Source organism: Haloarcula rubripromontorii (genome assembly GCF_001280425.1).
Lineage (GTDB): Archaea > Halobacteriota > Halobacteria > Halobacteriales > Haloarculaceae > Haloarcula > Haloarcula rubripromontorii.
Genome location: NZ_LIUF01000003.1, coordinates 328,009 through 346,026, shown reverse-complemented (window position 1 = coordinate 346,026; position 18,018 = coordinate 328,009). Strand labels below are relative to the sequence as shown.

Here is an 18,018-nt window from a genome sequence, read left to right as displayed (position 1 = left end):
AAAAGCACCGCTACACCGAAATCACGGTAATGAATCGTCTAGATTCCCGCTCGCTGGGAGTTCCCCACATCTATATTCGGTCCCCACCGTAACCACCGAGTAGAGGCATGGGACGATTATCGACGTTGTTTGCGCCGGAACGTGTCGCAGTGGTCGGGGCGACCGATTCGGAGGGGTCCGTCGGTCACGCGGTCACCACGAACCTGCTTGATTCCTTTGCAGGGGAGGTCGTGGCCGTGAACCCGAACAAAGAGACAGTACATGGATTGCCGTGTTACGACAACCTCGCCGGCCTGGAAGACCCTGGGTCGGTCGATGTTGCCGTCGTCGTCGTGCCGCCGACGGTGGCGGTCGATGTCATCGAGAACGCCGGGGAAGCGGGTATCGAAAACGTCGTGGTTATCACTGCTGGCTTCGGTGAGACCGGCAGTGACGGGGCCGAACGCGAGCGACGGCTCCGCGAGGCGGCTCGCGAATACGACCTGAATCTGGTCGGCCCGAACAGCCTCGGCGTGATGTCGACACCCGTCGGGCTCAACGCCACTTTCGGCAATGTGATGGCCAGCGACGGTGACATCTCCTTTATGAGCCAGTCGGGCGCGTTTATCACCGCCGTGCTAGACTGGGCCGCCGAACGCGATGTCGGCTTCAAAGACATCGTGTCGCTCGGGAACAAGGCAGTACTCGACGAGAGCGACTTCGTCGCCGAGTGGGGCGACGACCCCGATACTGACGTCATTCTGGGCTATCTTGAGGATATCAATGACGGGTCATCGTTCGTCCAGACGGCCCGAGAGGTGACACAGGACACGCCGATTGTCCTCGTCAAGTCCGGCCGGACGGACGCGGGTGCAAGCGCGGCCGCCTCTCACACCGGTGCGATGGCCGGTTCGGAGCGGGCCTACGAGGCAGGTCTCGACAAGGCCGGGACGCTCCGCGTCGAGTCCGTGCAGGAACTGTTCGACTACGCCCAGATTCTCGCGGGCCAGCCGCTCCCGGACGGAGACGAAATCGCTATCGTGACAAACGCTGGCGGTCCCGGCGTGATGACGACCGACGCGGTCGGCGACTCGGACCTGCAGCTCGCGCAGTTCGGTGACGAGACGTTCTCCCGGCTCCGCGAGGAGATGCCAGACGAGGCCAACATCTACAATCCGGTCGATATCATCGGCGATGCTCCCGCGGAGCGCTTCGAGACAGCACTGGAAACGGTACTGGCGGACGACAGTGTCTCGATGGCCGTCGTCGTCGCCTGCCCGACGGCGGTCCTCTCTTTCGAAGACCTCGCAGAGCGTATCGTCGAACAGCAAGAGCGGTTCGAAAAGCCCGTTGCGGCGACACTGATGGGCGGGCAGTCCGTCGACGCTGGGGCGAACGTCCTGAGTGAAGCGGGCGTGCCGAACTACTTCGACCCGGCGCGGGCCGTCGGGAGCCTCGACGCGCTCAGACGCTATCGTGAGATCAGGGCAACCGAGTACGAGGAGCCGACGACCTTCGACGTGGACCGCGAGCGGGCCCGCGAGATACTCGAATCCGGTGCCCGGCGCGGGTCGAACCGGCTCGGCGTGGAAGCGATGGAACTGCTTGACGCGTACGGGATTCCGACACCGCAGGGCGATGTCGTCTCCTCACCCGTCGAAGCGGAGGCTATCGCGGAGGAGATCGGCGACGACGTGGTGATGAAAATCGTCAGTCCGGACATCTTGCACAAGTCCGACATCGGCGGTGTCGAGGTCGGCGTCCCTGTCGAGGAGGTCCGTGACACCTACGAGGACCTCGTCGTCAGGGCACGGAACTATCAGGAGGACGCGACGATTCTCGGCGTCCAGGTACAGGAGATGGTCGACCTCGACAACGGCGTCGAGACGATTCTCGGAATGAACCGCGACCCGCAGTTCGGACCGCTGCTGTTGTTCGGTCTCGGCGGTATCTTCGTCGAGGTGCTCGAAGACAACACTGTCAGTGTCGCCCCCGTCAGCGAGAACGAGGCGAAGGGGATGCTCGACGATATCGACTCTGCGCCGCTGCTGCGCGGTGCCCGGGGCCGCGACCCCGTCGACGAAGCCACGCTTGTCGAGACCATCCAGCGGCTCTCGCAACTCGTCACTGACTTCCCCGCGATTGTGGAACTGGACATCAACCCCCTCGTCGCGACGCCCGACGGGGTGCAGGCGGTCGACCTGCGACTCACCCTCGACCAGGAGAAACTATGACCGACACGAACACGCTACTCGTTACATCACTTGAGGAAGGTATCGGCAAGACGGCTATCACGCTCGCGCTAGCGACGCGCGCCCACGACGCGGGCTACGACGTCGGCTACATGAAGCCCAAGGGGACGCGCCTGCGGAGCGCGGTCGGCAAGACGCGGGACGAGGACCCGATGCTCGCCCGCGAACTGCTCGATCTGGAGACCGACCTCCACGAGATGGAGCCTATCGTCTACTCACCGACGTTCATCCAAGAAGCCATCCGCGGGCGTGAGGACCCCGACGACCTCCGCGAGCGATTGCAGGAAAGCATCGAGACGTGTTCGGAGGGAACTGACATGCTCCTCGTCGAGGGGAGCAGCGACCTGGCGACCGGCAGTATCGTCGATCTCACCGACATCGATATCGCGGAGCTACTCGACGCCCGCGTACTGTTAGTCACCGGCTACGATACGGCCAGTGACACGGACGAAATTCTGTCTGCGGCCCGGGCGATCGGCGACCGACTCGACGGCGTCCTGTTCAACGGCGTCACCGACGCAACAGTCGACGAACTCGCCGACGACGTGGTTCCATTCCTCGAGAGCGAAGGGATTCCGGTCCACGGAATTCTGCCGCGAGACCGCGCGCTCGCCGGTGTCACCGTCGCCGACCTCGCACGCAGTCTCGGCGCGGACATCCTCACTGGCGATGCCAACACGGACATCCACGTCGAACGGTTCAGTGTCGGCGCAATGAGCGGGAGCAGCGCACTCGAACGCTTCCGCCGGACGCGCGACGCCGTCGTCGTCACCGGCGGTGACCGCTCGGAGGTCCAGACCGCAGCGCTCGAAGCGTCGGGTATCAAAGCACTCCTTCTCACAGGTGGGTTCCAGCCCCCCAGTGCGGTTATCGGACAGGCGACCGAGAAAAACGTCCCAGTGCTGTCAGTCCAGTCGGATACACGGACGACGATAGACAGAGTCGAGGAGGTACTCCGAACCGGGCAGACACGGAATGAGGCAACAGTCGACCGTATGCGGACGCTACTCGACGACGGTGTCGATATCGAAACGCTGCTGTCAATCGATCTGTAGGACCGTCGTTTCGGCTGGGGGTTAGTCCGTTCCTAACGGAACACGGCCCCGCGCTACGGGGAAATCTCCAGATGAAACGTGCCTTACTATTTTAGTGGTCGGTAGTCAAGCATCAGATGGAGCCTCACCGGCTCCGTAGTGTCACACGACGGGGGTTTGCCCCCGTTCTATCCCCTTGGGCAACGCACCACCAGCTACTGCTTGAGAGCCGGCTGTAACACCGACTGCGGGAGATGCGCTTTGAAGCCGTCAATCACGCAGCCTGCCGGTTCGATGTCAAGCGGCGGGACGGACCAGACGGAACATCCAGTCATCTGCTCGATTACCTCCGGGTTCGTGCGCTCTGCGGTCGTCGCGCCCTCGTACTCGTTGAGAACGACACCAACGACTGGCACGCCTCTCCGGCGGAGCGCCCGGACCGTCAGCGCCGTGTGATTGAGCGTGCCGAGGCCCGAACGGGCGACGACCAGCGCAGGAAGCCCGACATCTCCAACGAGGTCGATGACCTCTCGACCGTCTGCCAGCGGGACACGCAGGCCGCCGATACCTTCGACGACAGCTGTCTCGCTTTCTGCCACGACATCGGCGACCCCGTCGCGAATCGACTCGTAGGAAAGCGTGACAGCCTCGGCTGCTTCTCTCGCGGCCACTTCCGGTGCCAGTGGTGGTGACAACCGCTCCAGACAGACTGCAGCGTCGGCGGTCCCACAGACGGACTCAACGAACGCCGCGTCGTCGTCCGGCGGATAGCCGGTCTGACAGGGCTTGACCGCGACCGCGTCGGTTCCCGAATCCCGCAGCCAGCCAGTCAGCCCGGCGGTTACGACCGTCTTGCCGACGCCGGTGTCGGTGCCGACGACGAAGACACCGTCCGCAGCGATGTGGCCGGTTCCGGGCCTCACATCGTCGCTCGTTTCGCTCACAGCACGCCCACCTCTGTGCCGGCAGTTCGGAACGCGTCGAGACACTGCGCGATGTCGTCAGCGGTGTGTGTCGCCATCGGCGCGACCCGGATACGAGCGGTCCCCTCTGGTACCGTCGGCGGCCGAATCGCAGGGGCGACGATACCGTGGTCGCGCAGGCGGTCGGCCAGTTCCAGCGCATCGCTACGGTCACCGACGACGACTGGGAGAATATGCGTCTCGCCAAGCACCTCGTAGCCCATGGTCGCCAGACCGTCCCTGAGCGTCGCCACAGTGTCCCAGAGTTCCGTCTTGCGGTCGGTCTCCCGAGCGATTCGTAGCGCCTCGCGGGCCGCCGCGGCGTTCGGCGGGGAGAGGCCGGTCGAGAACACGAACGACCGCGCGGCGTTCAGCAGGTACTCGATAAGCACCTCGTCGCCGGCGATGTAGCCGCCTTGGCTTGCGAGCGCCTTCGAGAGCGTGCCCAGTTGCACGTCGACGCGGTCACTCAGCCCCTCCTTCTGGACGACGCCGCCGCCGCTGTCGCCGAACAACCCCGTCGCGTGTGCCTCATCGACCATCAGCCACGCGCCGTACTCGTCGGCGGCGTCACAGATAGCCGACAGGGGCGCGATATCTCCGTCCATCGAGAACACAGAATCGGTGACCACGAGCCACTGTTCGTCCCCGTCGACATCGGCCGCTCGCGTGGCCATCTTCGCCCGGAGGTCGTCCGGGTCGCAGTGGTCGTACACCACTGTCTCGCTGGCCCCGACGCGACACCCGTCGATAATCGAGGCGTGGTTCAGTTCGTCCGAAAAGACGACATCCGGGGCCAGCGCGTCAATAGTCCCGATGTTGGCCGCATAGCCCGACGAGAACACCAGGGCTCGCTCGGTCCCTTTCGAGGCCGCGAGGTCGCGCTCCAGCCCACGGTGGACCTGCGTGTCGCCGGTGATCAATCGCGAGGCCCCCGCGCCGGTCCCGACAGTCCGCGCGCCCAGTTCGGCCGCTCGCTGGACCCGGCTGTCATCAGCCAGTCCGAGGTAGTTGTTCGCGGCGAAGACGATCTCCTCGTCGCCGAACTCCGGTGGTTCTCCTTTCGGGTCGTCGGCGAATCTGGTCCGTGCCGAGACGGATTCGGCGACTTCCAGATGCCGGCGGAGGTTCTGTGCGTCGCGCTGTTCGAGTCGGTCGTGCAAGTCGAAGCCGTGAGTCATGAAAAGCAGAATCAGGCGGTCTCAGAAGCCGGGCATCAGGTCTGCGGGGCCGAACACGCCGTAGTGGCCGGCGCGGTTGTTCCGGACACCGGCTTTCAGGTAGCCCAGCGCAGGCCCGTTGACGTTGGCCTCCATGCTCGTCACGTCGTCCAATTCGAAGGTGTTCGTTCCCGTCTCCCCGTCGAAGGTTGTACCCGTCACGCTGACCGTCGTCGTGGTCGGTTTCTCGTCAGAGCGCACGTCGAGGACGCCGCCGACGTGGACGTCTTCGGCGTCACAGATGCCCGCACGCTCCAGTAGCACGTCGTCGGCGTGCTCCATGTCGTGGAACTCCAGGACGCCGTCGTGTTCGTCGATGAGTGCCTCGATTTCCGCTTCGCTCATCTCGCGGGCCGTCTCGATGTCGTAGCCGTCGAGGTGGGCGATGTCCTCGCGGACGGTGCCGCGGTTGTCCTCGTAGCCGGACTTGAGGCCGACGCCCCACCAGATCTCGACTTCCTCGACCTCGACGAACGACTGAGCGGCCAGCGCGGCCGCGCCGGTCAGGAAGCCCGGTGTCGCGCCGGCACCGCAGACGAACGTGATGCCGGATTCTTTCAGCGTCTCCTCGCGGGCATCGAGCATGCCGATGACGCGGGAGCGTTTGAGCACGTCTATCATGACGCCCTCGTAGTCGGCTTCCGCGAAGCGCTCGGCAACGCGCGGGATGAAATCGTGTTCGAGGTTCGGCAGCGCCAGCAGAACGGCGTCGATCGCGTCGCTCTCGTCGATGATGTCGTCGATGGGCGTTTCTGTTGGTTTCCCCTGTTCGCTTGCGATGATGCCGGCCTCCTCGCCGTGCTGTTTGACGCCGTCGGCTTTGGCGGCGGCCGCGCCGCCATCGGTCGCAACGTCGTCGTCGGGTACGCCGTCTTCTGGCCCGCTCGCGATGTTGCCTTCCGTCGCCGCCAGCAGTTCGTCCACGTCCAGCCCGTCGTGGTCGATAGCCACGCCGTTGCGGTCACAGGCCGCGACGGCGGTGAGGCCGTCCTTGTGCTGTGAGACTTCGAGCGTCCGCCGTCCGATACCACCGGTTCCAAGCACTGCAAAGCGTATGTCGTCCATTGTCAGTCGTCGGATTTGAGCTCTGATTTGGTCTGTGCTGTCCCTGCTGCCGTCTCGGTGTCTGTCTCGTCGGTCGCGCGTTCTTTGACCGCCTCGGGGTCGAACTCGTTGGCTTCGGTGTTCGGTTCGAGCCCCGCCTCCTCCATGATTTCGAGGTCGTCGGCTGCCGTCTGTCCCTCGGTGGTGAGATAATCTCCGGTGAGGATGCCGTCCGCGCCGGCCTCCAGTGCGGCCACCTGTCCGTCTGTATCGAGATTGACCTCGCGCCCGCCGGTCAGGCGCACGCGGGACTCGGGATGGAGCAGGCGATACACCGCGATGGTCTTGACGACCTCCTCGGTCGTGATGTCGGGCAGCCCCTGTTCAGCCATGGGGGTCCCAGCGACCGGGTTCAGGATGTTCACCGGGAGCGAGGAGATGCCGATATCCTGCAGGGCCATCGCCGCGTCGACCCGGTCCGTCGGGGACTCGCCCATACCGAGAATCACGCCGGCACAGAGGTCCATGCCAGCGTCCTTGGCGACTCGAAGCGTCTCGACCCGCTTCTCGAAGGTGTGGGTCTGGACGACCTCCGGGAAGTACCGCGGCGAGGTCTCGATGTTGTGATTGTAGTGGTTCAGCCCCTCGTCGGCCAGAATCGCGGCCTCCTCCTCCGTGAGGATGCCGAGGCTGGCGTCGACTTCCACGTCCGTCTCGTCCCGGACGAGGCGGATGGCTTCGAGGACCTCCGCCCACTCTTCAGGGCGGTTCTCCTTCGAGACGCCTTTCTCGGCGACGACGATACCGAACCGCTGTGCGCCGTCACGCTCGGCACGCTTTGCGGCTTCGAGTATCTTCTCCGGACCGAGAAAGCCGTAGTTGTCGATGCCGGTGTCGAAGTGGACCGACTGGGCACAGAAGCCACAGTCCTCCGCGCAGTTGCCGGCTTTGGCGTTTACGATTGAACACGCGTCGACCGTGTCGTCGCCCAGTTGCGTGCGCACGTAGTCGGCCCCGGCCGCCAGGTCGTCGACCGGCTGTGCGATGAGAGCCAGCCCGTCCCGTCGGTCGAGGCGCTCGCCGTCCAGCACGCGGGCGACGGCGTCGTCTACCGTTTGGTTGCCCGTCTCGTAAACCACACTCTCGGTGTCGGTTGACGGTCTGATAAAGATTCGGGTGAGTCCGGCGATGGATGTGTCAGTCGCGGGGGTACCGTTTTACCAGCCCCAGTGCTACAGGATCACATGGCTGGTTCGACGGAGACGGGAACCGAACACCCCGCCGAGGACGGCCACGAACACCGGAGCCGGTGGCCGCTCGTCGCTGCACTCGGTGCCGCGTCGCTGTATCTGGGCGTTGGATTGGTGTTTGTCGGACTTGATCTGGTTCCGTCTGTGGTCCCGACTGTCCTTGGCGGTGCTGGTGCGATTGGTCTGCTGACCGGACTCGCCGGGTGGGCCAACGAGGCGTTCATCGCGGAGTACCTGCAACGGGGAGAGGGGAAGGCGGCAGAACTGTACACCACGACGATGATTCTGTTTCTCGTCTCCGACGTAGCGACGTTCGCCGCCGGTTTCGTCTACTACGCCGTCATCCGGGCCGGGTCGTGGCCGCCGGCTCACCTCCCGCCGCTGCTTGGCTCGCTGGTGGTCATCAACACGGCGCTCCTCCTCACTAGCAGTGTGACGCTCCACTACGGGCACGAGGCGCTCGAAGACGGAAACCGGGAACGGTTCCTCGGCCTGCTCGGAGTGACGCTCGCGCTCGGCGTCGTCTTCCTCGCCGGACAGGTGTACGAGTACTACGAGTTCGTTTCCGTGGAGGGATTCGGCATCGGCTCGGGGGCGTTCGGGAGCGCGTTCTACGGCCTGACCGGCCTCCACGGCCTGCACGTCGCGCTCGGCGTCCTGCTGCTCGGTATCGCGTTCGGTCGCGCGCTCCGGGGCCATTACACGCCCGAGCGGGACACGGCTATCAGGACCACGTCGCTCTACTGGCACTTCGTCGACCTCGTGTGGGTGTTCCTCGTCGTCGTGCTGTACGTCGGCGCTGCGCTCTGAGCCCAAGCCGGAGGCCGCTACTCCGACCGGCCGGCCCGCTGTTCAAGCCGTACCAGCCGCCGGTACAGCGGCGGAGCTAGAACGCCGAGGAACCCCAGCGCAATGGCGAACACGCCAAGCGGGAACTGGAGCGGCGCGGCCGCGAAACAGGTGTTCTCGGCGACGAGAGTCACGTAGTACCGTTCGCCCTCGTAGGTAACGATGGCTCCGCGACGGAAGGCGTCGGCGTTGGGTACGCTACCGACGACCTGCTCCTCACCGACCGGGTCGTCTACAGCCGTCAGAAACGCCGTCTGTTCGGCCGAAGAGAGGTCTTCGAAGGCTACCTGTGGGAGCCGCGGTCCCGGCTCATCCTCGCCGAACCGCTCTGCGGTCTCCTCCGGCCCTTCCACGCCGATCGTCGGGTTTCCGCAGTTCTCCAAATCTGGCTCGATGAGTGCGTACCCGCCGGGCACCGCTCCGGCGATGCCGACCGCGATGAGCAGGACGCCGACGAAGGGCGCGAGATACTGGAACACGAACGAGTCAGCGCCGTCGCTCATCTGTCAGCCGCCCCCATCGCTCCGGCTCTGTAGCACCTCGTCCGATTTGAGGTACTGGAAGGTCACGGTCAGCCCGATGCCGTACGCCCAGTGGGAAACAAGCACGAACGTGAGATAGCCGACGAACGCGAGCCCGCTCTGGCCGGTGTAGAAGGCGATTGCGAACCCGCTGGAGATGAGTGTGGCGAACACCAGCCCGGTTTCGAACAGCAAGCGACCGGGGAGGTAGTCAGAGAAGGCAAGGAACAGGAGCGGCCATGTGACGGTTCCGCCGACGAGAAACAGGCCAGCCCCGATGGCCGGACTCGCGGGCAGGCCGACCAGTTCGGCGATTTCACCGAAGGAAACCGGGTCGAGGACGCCGATGAGTATCGCCGTGATGAGCCCGCCGCTCATCAGGACCGTGCCGACGAAGCCGCCGGCTGCGGCCATCCAGGCGTTCCGAGAGACCGTCTGGGCGACCGTGCCGACGCCGCCGGCCAGCCCGGCCGGTTCGGCTTCAGGGGCGTAGGAGCGCCGCGTCGTCTCCGGCTCAGTCGGCTCCATGTCGTATTTGTCCATCATACGCTGTTCGAACCACTGCCACTCACGGGTGAACTGGTTCGTCGCTTTCAGGCCCCACGGGTCCGTCGTCGTCACGGGCGTCCCCCGCCAGTAGGAGACGAGCATGTTGTACAGCCACAGCAGGGCGCTCAGGCCGATGACGTACCCGCCCACGGTCGCGATCTGCTGGGCGAACTGGTACTCGGGCGGATAGATCGCCTGCCGGCGCGGGAGCCCCAGCCCGCCGATGACCAGCAGCGTCATGAACGTCACGAACGAGCCAAAGACGATCAGCAGCGCCTGAAACCTCGCCATCCGCGTGTCATACCACCGCCCAGTGATAAGCGGATACCAGTAGTAGCTCGCGGCGATCATCAGGAACGGAATAATGCCGACGACGATGAGATGGAAGTGCCCGACGACGTAGTACGTCCCGTGATAGAGGATGTCAACTGGGATGACGGCGAGGAACACGCCGGTGACGCCGCCGATGATGAACGTCCCGATGCCGCCGGCACAGAGGATGAACGGCGCAGTCAGCCGGATGTCTCCCTCCCACATCGTCGTGATCCAGTTGAACACCTTGATCGCGCTCGGGACGGCGATGGCGATGGAGACAGCCATGAAGGAGAGTTTGACCCGCGGGTCTGCGCTCGTCGTGAACATGTGGTGTGCCCAGACCCCAAAGGAGAGGACGCCCAGTCCCAGTGTCGAGTAGACGATGTACTGGTAGCCGAACAGTTTGCGGCCGACGAACTTCGGCAGAATGAGGCTCATCAGCCCCGTTGCCGGAAGGAAGAGGATGTACACTTCCGGATGGCCCCAGAACCAGAACAGGTGTTGCCAGAGGATGGCACCGCCGCCCTCCGTGGCGAAGAAGGCCGTTCCGAGGTTCCGGTCGAGCAGGAGCATCACGAGCGCGCTCCCGAGCAGCGGGAAGGCGAACAGCGCAATCCCGCTCGTGACGAGCATATTCCACGAGAAGATGTCGAGGTTCGCCCAGCTGACACCCTCGCCGCGCTCGTAGGCGATTGTGGTGATGAAATTGATGGCCCCGACTGTGGTGGCGATGCCGCTCAGGTGCAACCCGAGCAGTAGCAGGTCAATCTGTGGGTTCGGTTGCTGGACCGACAGCGGGGCGTACAGCGTCCAGCCGACGCTCACCTCTCGCATCGTGAGGAAAAACCGGATGGCGTCGGCCGGGAGGACCAGATTCAGTACCTGACCGAGCACCTGTAGCATGAGTCCCATCCGGACCAGAATCAGCGCCGGCGGCAGGAGCCAGAACCCAATGGCGTTGACTCGCGGGAACGCCATATCGTCGGCCCCGATGAGCAGCGGCAGGACGTAGTTCCCGATGCCGAAGAACACGGGCAGGACGAAGAATATCAGCATCGTCAGCCCGTGCGTTGTAAACAGCGCGTTGTACGTTTCCGGCGTCCAGATGTCCGCCGGCGGCGTCAGCAGTTCCGTCCGGAGCATCATCGCGTCGACACCGCCCCACAGACCGGCGGCAGTGCCGAAAGCGATGTAGAGCAGACCGATGTCCCGGTGGTCCGTCGTCGTCAGCCAGCGGGACAGTTCAGACTGGAGTCGACCGATTTCGAATCCGATCTCCTCTCGGGTCGTGTAGCCGCCGTCGCTCTCCGGTCGTGCTTTCTGCCGCTCCCGGAGCCACAGACAAAGCACTGACAGCGCCAGCACAGTCAGCGCGGTCCCTTCGACGATGGCCCTGTTTAGCATCTGTGTGTAACGTGCCGTCCCAGAACGATTGCTCGTGTCGCCATGCTATACGTTACCAATTTCTGACACGGCCACGCTCATAAAACTACGCAGGAGGCTCGGGTCCGGTGGCGGTCACCGCTTCGATGTTCCGGTCTTGGGCAAGTTATTTGACATGGGGGTTGGTACGGTGTGACAATGCGTCTTCGACGACGCGTGATTCAGGCGAGCCTTGTCGTGGTCGGGCTCTCGCTATTTGCTGCTCCGGCCGCAGCGCAGTCGGTCAACAGGGCAGCTATCGACGACCTCAACGAACAGCTCCTGTACGTCGCCCTGCCGCTGACGTTGTTCGTGGAACTCACACTCGTGTACGTGATCTACCGGTTCCGGAACAACGACGACCCGAAGCCGACGGTCGACGACCCGGCGCTAGAGGTGACCTGGACGGCCGCGACAGGGGCAATACTCGTCTTCGTCGGCGTCTCGGCGTTTGTGGTGATGGCCAATCCCTACATCACGCCCGCAGCAGCCGAGGCATCCACCGACGGCGACGCCTTCGCGGACGATACGGAGATAGATGTCCTTGCCTACCAGTGGGGGTGGGAGTTCTCATATGCCGATACGAACGTCACGACTGAGGAACGGCTCGTCATCCCGGCCGACGAGAACGTCACGTTCAGGCTGCAAACGACGGACGTGATTCACGCGATCTACATCCCGCAACTGGGCGTCAAACAGGACATCTTCCCCGGCCGGACGATGACAGCCCGAACCCGCGCGACCGAACCCGGCGAGTACCGGCTGTACTGCGCCGAGATGTGCGGGGCCGGCCACAGTAAGATGGACGCCACCGTCGTCGTCAAGAACCAGTCCGCGTACGACGCCTGGGTCGAAAATCGAACTGCAGCGGCCGGATAGGTCGGCCAACCGGTGTGGCCGCTCAGTACAGGTCCTCAAGTTCGTCTTCGGTGTGGCTGTGTGACTCAGCCGGGAACTCGCCGGACTCGACGGCGTTGATATACTCGTCGACAGCGTCGGCCACCTCACCGCGAACGTCACCGAACTGCTCGGCGAAGGGTGGACTCCGCTCCGAGAGACCGACCACGTCGGTGAACACGAGCACTTGGCCGTCGCAGTCGCCGCCGGCTCCGATACCGATAGTCGGGATGTCGACGGTCTCGGTGATTTGAGCGGCGAGGTTCGCCGGGATGTGTTCGAGCACCAGCGCGAACGCACCGGCCGCCTCGTGTTCCCGTGCGAGGTCGATGATTTCTTCGGCCTCCTCGCGGTCCGTCGCCTGTCTCGTATAGCCGGTCTGGTTCACGCTCTGTGGCGTAAGCCCGAGGTGGGCCATCGTCGGGATGCCCAGCTCCGTCAGCCGCTCGGTCAGTTCGACCGTGTGCGGTCCGGATTCGAGTTTGACCGCGTTCGCGCCCTCCTCTTTCAGCATTCGTCCGCAGTTCTGGATGCTCTCGCTCTCGTCCGCGCCGAAGGAGAGAAACGGCATGTCGGCGACGACCAGCGCGTCGTCCGCGCCGCGTGCGACCGCGCCGACCCGCGATGCCATCTCATCGAGCGTGACCGGGAGTGTGTCGTCATGGCCGAGAACGGCGTTCCCCATACTGTCGCCGACGAGAATGATGTCCACACCGGTGTCATCTACGATGCTCGCGGTCACGGCGTCGTACGCTGTCAGCATCGTGATCGGCTCCTCACCAGCCATCGCCTGCAGATCCCGGACAGTTGGCATATCCGAGCGGGGGCGCGCCTGCGCCTTACCTGTTCGGGTTGCGCGACTCGGTCAGGAAATCGCAAGGCGCTTGCCGCACCTAGCTGTACCATCGGACGTGCCAACAGTCGAGCAGACGGACCCGGACGGCGTAGATTTCGGGTGGGTAATGCAGGTCACGTTCGTGACGACGATTCTCGTCGGCTCGCCGCTCGTCGTCCTCGCGTCGACCGCGGTCACGCTTCAGACATGGACCGCGCGGGCGCTGTTCGCGGTCCGCGTCGGCGCGCTCATCTGGTTCCTGACAGCCATCTGCGTCTATCTCTACGCGCGGTACCGGGCCTGATCGAACTCGCTCGCCCACTCAAAGGCCATTCCGGCCCGCCGGGCGGCCGTCGCGTCGCTCTCTGAATCGCCGACAAATATGGCTGCACCGGGATCGACCCCGATTTCTTCGGCAATCGCCAGTAGTCCCTCCGGGTCCGGTTTCGATGACGCGACGGTGTCACGGCCGACGACCGGGCCAACGTGACTGTCGAGGTCATGCACATCCAGCGCCGCTCGACACGCCTCCTCGGCGTTGAGCGAGCACACGCCGACTGGGACGCTGTGTGGGAGGCCGTCCGCGAGCGTCAGTCGCTCCGACTCGTGCGCACCGGTCCGCTCGTGATCGGTGATCGTCGCCTCGACGGCGTCACGGTGGCCAGTCTCCGAGGACAGCGTCAGCAGCTCCCAGAGGTCGCGGTTCCCAGGGTCGACGTTTCGGTCGCGCAGGACCGTCGCAACGTCGCTGGTCACCGTCCCCCAGTCGACAGCAAGCCTGACGAGCGTCCCGTCAAGGTCGTAGATGACGGCGTCGTGTGTCACACCCACTGCTAGGGCCGACGCCTGCAAAACCGCTTCCCCTCCGACCTACTCCAGCAAGTCCTGCGCGATAATGTTCTGCTGGATTTCACTCGTCCCCTCATAGATGGTCGTCACCTTCGCGTCGCGGTAGAAGCGCTCGACGGGATAGTCAGTCGTGTACCCGTAGCCGCCGTGGATCTGGATCGCCTCGTTCGCCACGTCGACAGCCGTCTCGCTCGCAAAGTACTTCGCCATGCTCGCTGCCGCTCTCGGCTGCTCGCCGCGTTCCAGTTGCTGTGCGGCATTCCACGTCAGTAACCGCGCTGCCTGCACATTCGTCGCCATGTCCGCAAGTTTGTGCTGAATCGCCTGGAAATCACTGATCGGCTGGTCGAACTGCTCGCGCTCCTGTGCGTAGTCGAGGGCCTCGTCGAGCGCGGATTGTGCGAGGCCGACCGCCTGAGCGGCGATAGCGACCCGACCGGTCGTCAGAATCGACAGCGCTGCGGCCAGCCCTTTGCCTTCCTCGGTCAACTGGTACCGCTCGGGAACACGGACATTGTCGAACTGGAGCGGCGTCGTGTCGCTCGCGCGAAGCCCGAGCTTGTCCTCTTTCTCGCCGACAGTGAGCCCGTCGGTGTCTTTCGGTACCAAAAACTGCGTTATCGAATCCGGATCGTCCGGGTCGGTCTTCGCGAAGACGATGACGACGCCCGACCGCTTGCCGTTGGTGATCCACTGCTTCTCGCCGTTGATGACGTACTCGTCACCGTCCCGTCGGGCGGTGGTCGACATCTCCCGCGGGTTCGACCCGGCCTGTGGCTCCGAGAGCGCGAACGCGCCGACCGGGCGGCCGTCGACCATCTCCGGGAGCCAGTCGTCTTGCACTGCTTTGGAGCCGAACTGTGCGATACACGAGGTCGCGAGGCAGTGGACCGACAGCGCCGTCGCGACAGCGAGCGACCCGTACGCGAGTTCCTCGTTGACCAGCGCGTACGTCGGCTTGTCGGCGTCGAAGCCGCCGTATTCGGCTGGTGTCGTCAACCCAGTGATGTCGATATCTGCGAGCCCGTCCCAGCACTCTTCGGGAAAGGACTGCTCACGGTCGGCATCAGCAGCTTTCGGCCGGATGTCCTCGACGGCGAACTCTCGAACGGTGTCGCGGATGGCTCGCTGCTCAGCGGAGAGATCCATACCGACCGTTACGCCGGAGCCGGCAAAATATCAGGGGGTCAGCTGGACTCGACGAGGTCGATGTCGAGATACTGTTCGAGCGCCTTGATCGTCGACCCGCCGACGTTCGCCTGCGTCGCGCGCCCCTGTTCGACAGCGAGGATATCCGCTTCGTCCAGATCGAGTTCCTCGGCCAGCTCACTCGTCTGTAGTCCCTCGTCTTGGCGCGCCTCCGTCACGCGCTCGCCGTACTTGCTGACTAGGTACGGAAGCTGGTCGTCGTCGTAATCAGCGCCGTCCTCCCAGTGAGAGGTGTCGGCTTGCTGTGCGTCCTGTAGCTTCGCCGCGTTCTGTGCGGCTTTGCGTTTCCGGTTCTGCTCGTCGCGCGAGCTGTCACTGCCCGTCGTTCGCTCGTTTTCCCCGTGGTCACGCGCACAGCTGTCACACACCTGGAGGGTCGCACCAGCGACGTTTGCGGTCTGGAGGTCGCCGCCGTCGCTACCGCAGAGCTCACAGCTCCCGCCGGCGCTGTCGCCACCACTGCCGGTCGAGTATTTGGCCATGCCCCCCGTAGCGGTTTCGTGATATTTCAAACGTCCGGTTCGACCGAGTGTCACACCCTCCCGGGGCGGGTCCAAACGAAAGCGCTTTTATTATCCCACCGGGAACGATTGAATGCACTAAGCAAGAGCGCGCGTGGGTAGCCAAGCCAGGCCAACGGCGCAGCGTTGAGGGCGCTGTCCCGTAGGGGTCCGCCGGTTCGAATCCGGTCCCACGCACTCTCAGAGTGCAGGTGCATTCCCTTGGGACTGCACCCACGCAAACTTACTTCGGACACAACGCTTCCAGAGCGTTGGCTGTCCAGTCCGTTCTCAAGAAACCAATAGACGCGTCCTGAGCGAGTTCACGCCTCGCTCACCGCATCTCGTCGAGCGCGACAGCGTGCTCGATGTCGACCGAAATCCAGTGCGTCGGGAGCTCGTCGTCCTGATCGCTGAAGACGGTAAGCTCCGTCGGATTGTCCGCATCGTCGACCGCATAGTCGACGCGAGTCGATTCTGCGGGGCGAACAGACGAGTCACGGAGTGGGTCATACACCGACATCGTCAGTCCCTCATTTGGAACGAAGTGGACACTCCTCATAAGCGGCAGTTGCAATTCCTGCGGTGTGAGAATCAGACCAGAACCTGTCGTCCGCGTTTGTAGCAAGACTGCGCGGGACCGGATTCGAACCGGCGGTCCCTACGGGATAGCGTTAAGCAACATCTCCTATCTGAAACTGTACCATCAGAGTGGCAGTAAGTATTGCGGACTCACTGCCAGATAAAATACTCCTTAGAGGACAGAAATTTTCCCACGCCATAGAGAAGCGGCACAAAAGAAGCAATAAAGGATACCAGTATAATTGAATATACTATGCTATTACAGGTGGAAGATTGGCATATATCAAAAGCGATATTTGAAAAAAGTAAATAAAGGGAAACTCCAAAAAGTACAATTACCAATAAAAAAAAGCTGAACAAAGAGTGACGGCTCAGCACTAACTCAACGTCACTACTGATATCATCTGAATCGGTCAGGCCTAATGAGTCAGAAAGAATCATCAAGGCTGGTAAGGCAAGCGCGATAACGCTCAGAAGTTGCATCAGCACATCAGTTTGCGACTGCATTGTCTCAATCCGTGCCCAGTTAGTAAAGTGACCCCCCACTTTCGTTCTCAAAAACATCGTGTTCTTCCCAGTAATCTATCACATCGTCGTAACCAATATCTGTCCGTCGTATTTCCACGTCAGCATCGGGGTTCTGATCAGCGGCATGTCGGAAATCGTCTGCTGAAATGCTTTCGACTGATTCTGCAGTATCAAAGACGGATTTAAATATCTTCTTGAAATCGGAAAGAGATACCCTGTGGCGAATTGTGAGGGGGTCCTCCTCCTCAGTGTATAGTATCACCTCCGTCTCGCCGCCTATAGTAGTAGTCTCTACTTCATCTACGGAGTCAATCCAGTCGATTGCGGTGACAGGCATTTTTATTTCTCCATACTGAGGAACGCGGACCGCTCATCAGAGTTGTGTGTTGACTCAACTGCAATATAAGTTTCCGAATCAATTAAAATGCTAGTATCAAGTTCCGACCCCCCCTTAAGTCCAACCTCCGTTTCGTCGCCTTGATGATTAATAAATTTCACACCAATATCATTTTCAGTTACAATTGATGTTATTTCTATCCCTCCAGAAGTTGGTTTAATGTCTTGGCTCCGCTTTGGGTCTAAGCTGATTACCTTGCTAACAATTGCCATTGTGGAGACGCTCAAATGCCAGCATATTAAATTTTTTCTCAGCCGACAAATTAGGCCAGAGGATACGCGAACCTCGGTCTAACAATGCAATTCCACACCCGCACTCGTGAAAGTAACTTGAAACATCTCGTTTTCAGAATGAGACTATATTATGCGACTGGTCGCAACACGAATAGAGATTTTGAAACTTCTGGCACCGTACTCCGCAATCAAATATCGTCGGATGAGTCAGAAAACCACGGGACGAGGTAGAGACACATAGTGTGCGGGACCGGATTCGAACCGCCTGAACGTCGCTCACTCCGTTCGCTCGTTCCGTGCTTAGAATCCTCAGCACCCATTTGCGGCTCACGAGTTGTTCGCCGCAAAATGCGCGGGACCGGATTCGAACCGGAGCAAGAAATGCTCGCTCACAGCAGTTCGCTGCGCGTTCCTTGCAGGGTTCGTTCCGGTCCTGCTCTTCGCTCACTTCGTTCGCTCATGCGCGGGACCGGATTCGAACCGGCGGACCCCTACGGGATAGCGTCCTAAGCGCTACGCCTTTGGCCTGGCTCGGCAACCCGCGCGCACCAGTCGATATCCGCGTTGGCATCAAGAACCCTTCGCTTGCGG

The 18,018-nt window shown here is 62.6% G+C and carries 19 protein-coding genes and 2 tRNA genes; 6 read left to right on the top strand and 15 right to left on the bottom strand.

What is annotated here, in order from left to right:
* Window positions 1-107: 107 nt before the first annotated feature.
* Both acs and AMS69_RS11400 read left to right on the top strand, forming a co-directional pair.
* Entirely contained in the window at window positions 108-2,213 is a 2,106-nt protein-coding gene (gene acs, locus AMS69_RS11405) for an acetate--CoA ligase alpha subunit (RefSeq protein ID WP_053968194.1), read from the top strand.
* Window positions 2,210-3,286: a phosphotransacetylase family protein gene (locus AMS69_RS11400; RefSeq protein WP_053968193.1), complete on the top strand. Its 1,077-nt coding sequence runs from the start codon at window positions 2,210-2,212 to the stop codon at window positions 3,284-3,286. Before acs ends, AMS69_RS11400 begins: the two co-directional genes overlap by 4 nt.
* 194 nt (window positions 3,287-3,480) lie before the next feature.
* On the opposite strand, the gene bioD is transcribed toward AMS69_RS11400, so the two are convergent.
* From bioD to bioB, 4 genes are read right to left on the bottom strand one after another with little or no spacing between them, the layout of a single operon-like run.
* Entirely contained in the window at window positions 3,481-4,209 is a 729-nt protein-coding gene (bioD, locus tag AMS69_RS11395; RefSeq protein WP_053968192.1) for a dethiobiotin synthase, read from the bottom strand.
* Window positions 4,206-5,408: an aminotransferase class I/II-fold pyridoxal phosphate-dependent enzyme gene (locus tag AMS69_RS11390; protein WP_053968191.1), complete on the bottom strand. Its 1,203-nt coding sequence runs from the start codon at window positions 5,406-5,408 to the stop codon at window positions 4,206-4,208. The genes bioD and AMS69_RS11390 overlap by 4 nt, the downstream gene beginning before the upstream one ends.
* Window positions 5,409-5,429: 21 nt before the next feature.
* A complete protein-coding gene (locus tag AMS69_RS11385) occupies window positions 5,430-6,512 on the bottom strand; it encodes a transcriptional regulator (RefSeq protein ID WP_053968190.1) in 1,083 nt (360 codons plus the stop codon).
* 2 nt (window positions 6,513-6,514) lie between these two features.
* Window positions 6,515-7,630 (bottom strand): biotin synthase BioB, encoded by a 1,116-nt coding sequence (gene bioB / locus AMS69_RS11380; protein ID WP_053968189.1) that lies wholly within the window; start codon window positions 7,628-7,630, stop codon window positions 6,515-6,517.
* A gap of 105 nt (window positions 7,631-7,735) precedes the next feature.
* Here bioB and AMS69_RS11375 point away from each other — a divergent pair, with 105 nt between their 5' ends.
* Window positions 7,736-8,551: a cytochrome c oxidase subunit 3 gene (locus tag AMS69_RS11375; protein ID WP_053968188.1), complete on the top strand. Its 816-nt coding sequence runs from the start codon at window positions 7,736-7,738 to the stop codon at window positions 8,549-8,551.
* Window positions 8,552-8,568: 17 nt separating this feature from the next.
* Here AMS69_RS11375 and AMS69_RS11370 read toward each other — a convergent pair whose 3' ends face one another.
* Both AMS69_RS11370 and AMS69_RS11365 read right to left on the bottom strand, forming a co-directional pair.
* Window positions 8,569-9,093, bottom strand: a complete 525-nt coding sequence (locus AMS69_RS11370; protein WP_053968187.1) for a hypothetical protein — start codon at window positions 9,091-9,093, stop codon at window positions 8,569-8,571.
* Window positions 9,094-9,096: 3 nt separating this feature from the next.
* Entirely contained in the window at window positions 9,097-11,379 is a 2,283-nt protein-coding gene (locus AMS69_RS11365; protein WP_053968186.1) for a DUF6789 family protein, read from the bottom strand.
* 177 nt (window positions 11,380-11,556) lie between these two features.
* Between AMS69_RS11365 and coxB the strand changes: the two genes are divergently transcribed.
* A complete protein-coding gene (gene coxB, locus AMS69_RS11360; RefSeq protein WP_053968185.1) occupies window positions 11,557-12,276 on the top strand; it encodes a cytochrome c oxidase subunit II in 720 nt (239 codons plus the stop codon).
* A 22-nt stretch (window positions 12,277-12,298) separates the two neighbouring features.
* Here the strand turns inward: coxB and panB are convergent, their stop codons facing one another.
* Window positions 12,299-13,108: a 3-methyl-2-oxobutanoate hydroxymethyltransferase gene (gene panB, locus AMS69_RS11355; protein ID WP_053968184.1), complete on the bottom strand. Its 810-nt coding sequence runs from the start codon at window positions 13,106-13,108 to the stop codon at window positions 12,299-12,301.
* Between the two features lie 97 nt (window positions 13,109-13,205).
* Between panB and AMS69_RS11350 the strand changes: the two genes are divergently transcribed.
* Window positions 13,206-13,433 (top strand): DUF5822 domain-containing protein, encoded by a 228-nt coding sequence (locus AMS69_RS11350; RefSeq protein ID WP_053968183.1) that lies wholly within the window; start codon window positions 13,206-13,208, stop codon window positions 13,431-13,433.
* Here the strand turns inward: AMS69_RS11350 and AMS69_RS11345 are convergent.
* The 3 genes from AMS69_RS11345 to AMS69_RS11335 are packed head-to-tail and all read right to left on the bottom strand — an operon-like array spanning window position 13,412 to window position 15,669.
* Window positions 13,412-13,954 (bottom strand): HAD family hydrolase, encoded by a 543-nt coding sequence (locus tag AMS69_RS11345; RefSeq protein ID WP_053968182.1) that lies wholly within the window; start codon window positions 13,952-13,954, stop codon window positions 13,412-13,414. The two genes, AMS69_RS11350 and AMS69_RS11345, sit on opposite strands and share 22 nt — an antisense overlap.
* Before the next feature lie 45 nt (window positions 13,955-13,999).
* Window positions 14,000-15,127 (bottom strand): acyl-CoA dehydrogenase family protein, encoded by a 1,128-nt coding sequence (locus AMS69_RS11340; protein ID WP_053968181.1) that lies wholly within the window; start codon window positions 15,125-15,127, stop codon window positions 14,000-14,002.
* A 38-nt stretch (window positions 15,128-15,165) separates the two neighbouring features.
* Window positions 15,166-15,669: a helix-turn-helix domain-containing protein gene (locus tag AMS69_RS11335; RefSeq protein ID WP_053968180.1), complete on the bottom strand. Its 504-nt coding sequence runs from the start codon at window positions 15,667-15,669 to the stop codon at window positions 15,166-15,168.
* A 131-nt stretch (window positions 15,670-15,800) separates the two neighbouring features.
* Here AMS69_RS11335 and AMS69_RS11330 point away from each other — a divergent pair.
* A tRNA-Leu gene (locus AMS69_RS11330) sits at window positions 15,801-15,885 on the top strand.
* A 136-nt stretch (window positions 15,886-16,021) separates the two neighbouring features.
* Here AMS69_RS11330 and AMS69_RS11325 read toward each other — a convergent pair.
* From AMS69_RS11325 to AMS69_RS11305, 5 genes are all read right to left on the bottom strand, one after another.
* Entirely contained in the window at window positions 16,022-16,249 is a 228-nt protein-coding gene (locus AMS69_RS11325) for a DUF7511 domain-containing protein (RefSeq protein ID WP_238378385.1), read from the bottom strand.
* 170 nt (window positions 16,250-16,419) lie between these two features.
* The gene (locus tag AMS69_RS11320; RefSeq protein ID WP_053968178.1) at window positions 16,420-16,776 is read right to left on the bottom strand and encodes a hypothetical protein; all 357 of its coding nucleotides are present in this window, start codon (window positions 16,774-16,776) and stop codon (window positions 16,420-16,422) included.
* A gap of 19 nt (window positions 16,777-16,795) precedes the next feature.
* On the bottom strand, window positions 16,796-17,134 hold the full coding sequence (locus tag AMS69_RS11315; RefSeq protein ID WP_053968177.1) for a hypothetical protein: 339 nt from the start codon (window positions 17,132-17,134) through the stop codon (window positions 16,796-16,798).
* Window positions 17,135-17,136: 2 nt separating this feature from the next.
* Window positions 17,137-17,406: a hypothetical protein gene (locus AMS69_RS11310; RefSeq protein ID WP_053968176.1), complete on the bottom strand. Its 270-nt coding sequence runs from the start codon at window positions 17,404-17,406 to the stop codon at window positions 17,137-17,139.
* 481 nt (window positions 17,407-17,887) lie between these two features.
* Window positions 17,888-17,972: transfer RNA gene (locus AMS69_RS11305), tRNA-Leu, on the bottom strand.
* Window positions 17,973-18,018: the final 46 nt, after the last annotated feature.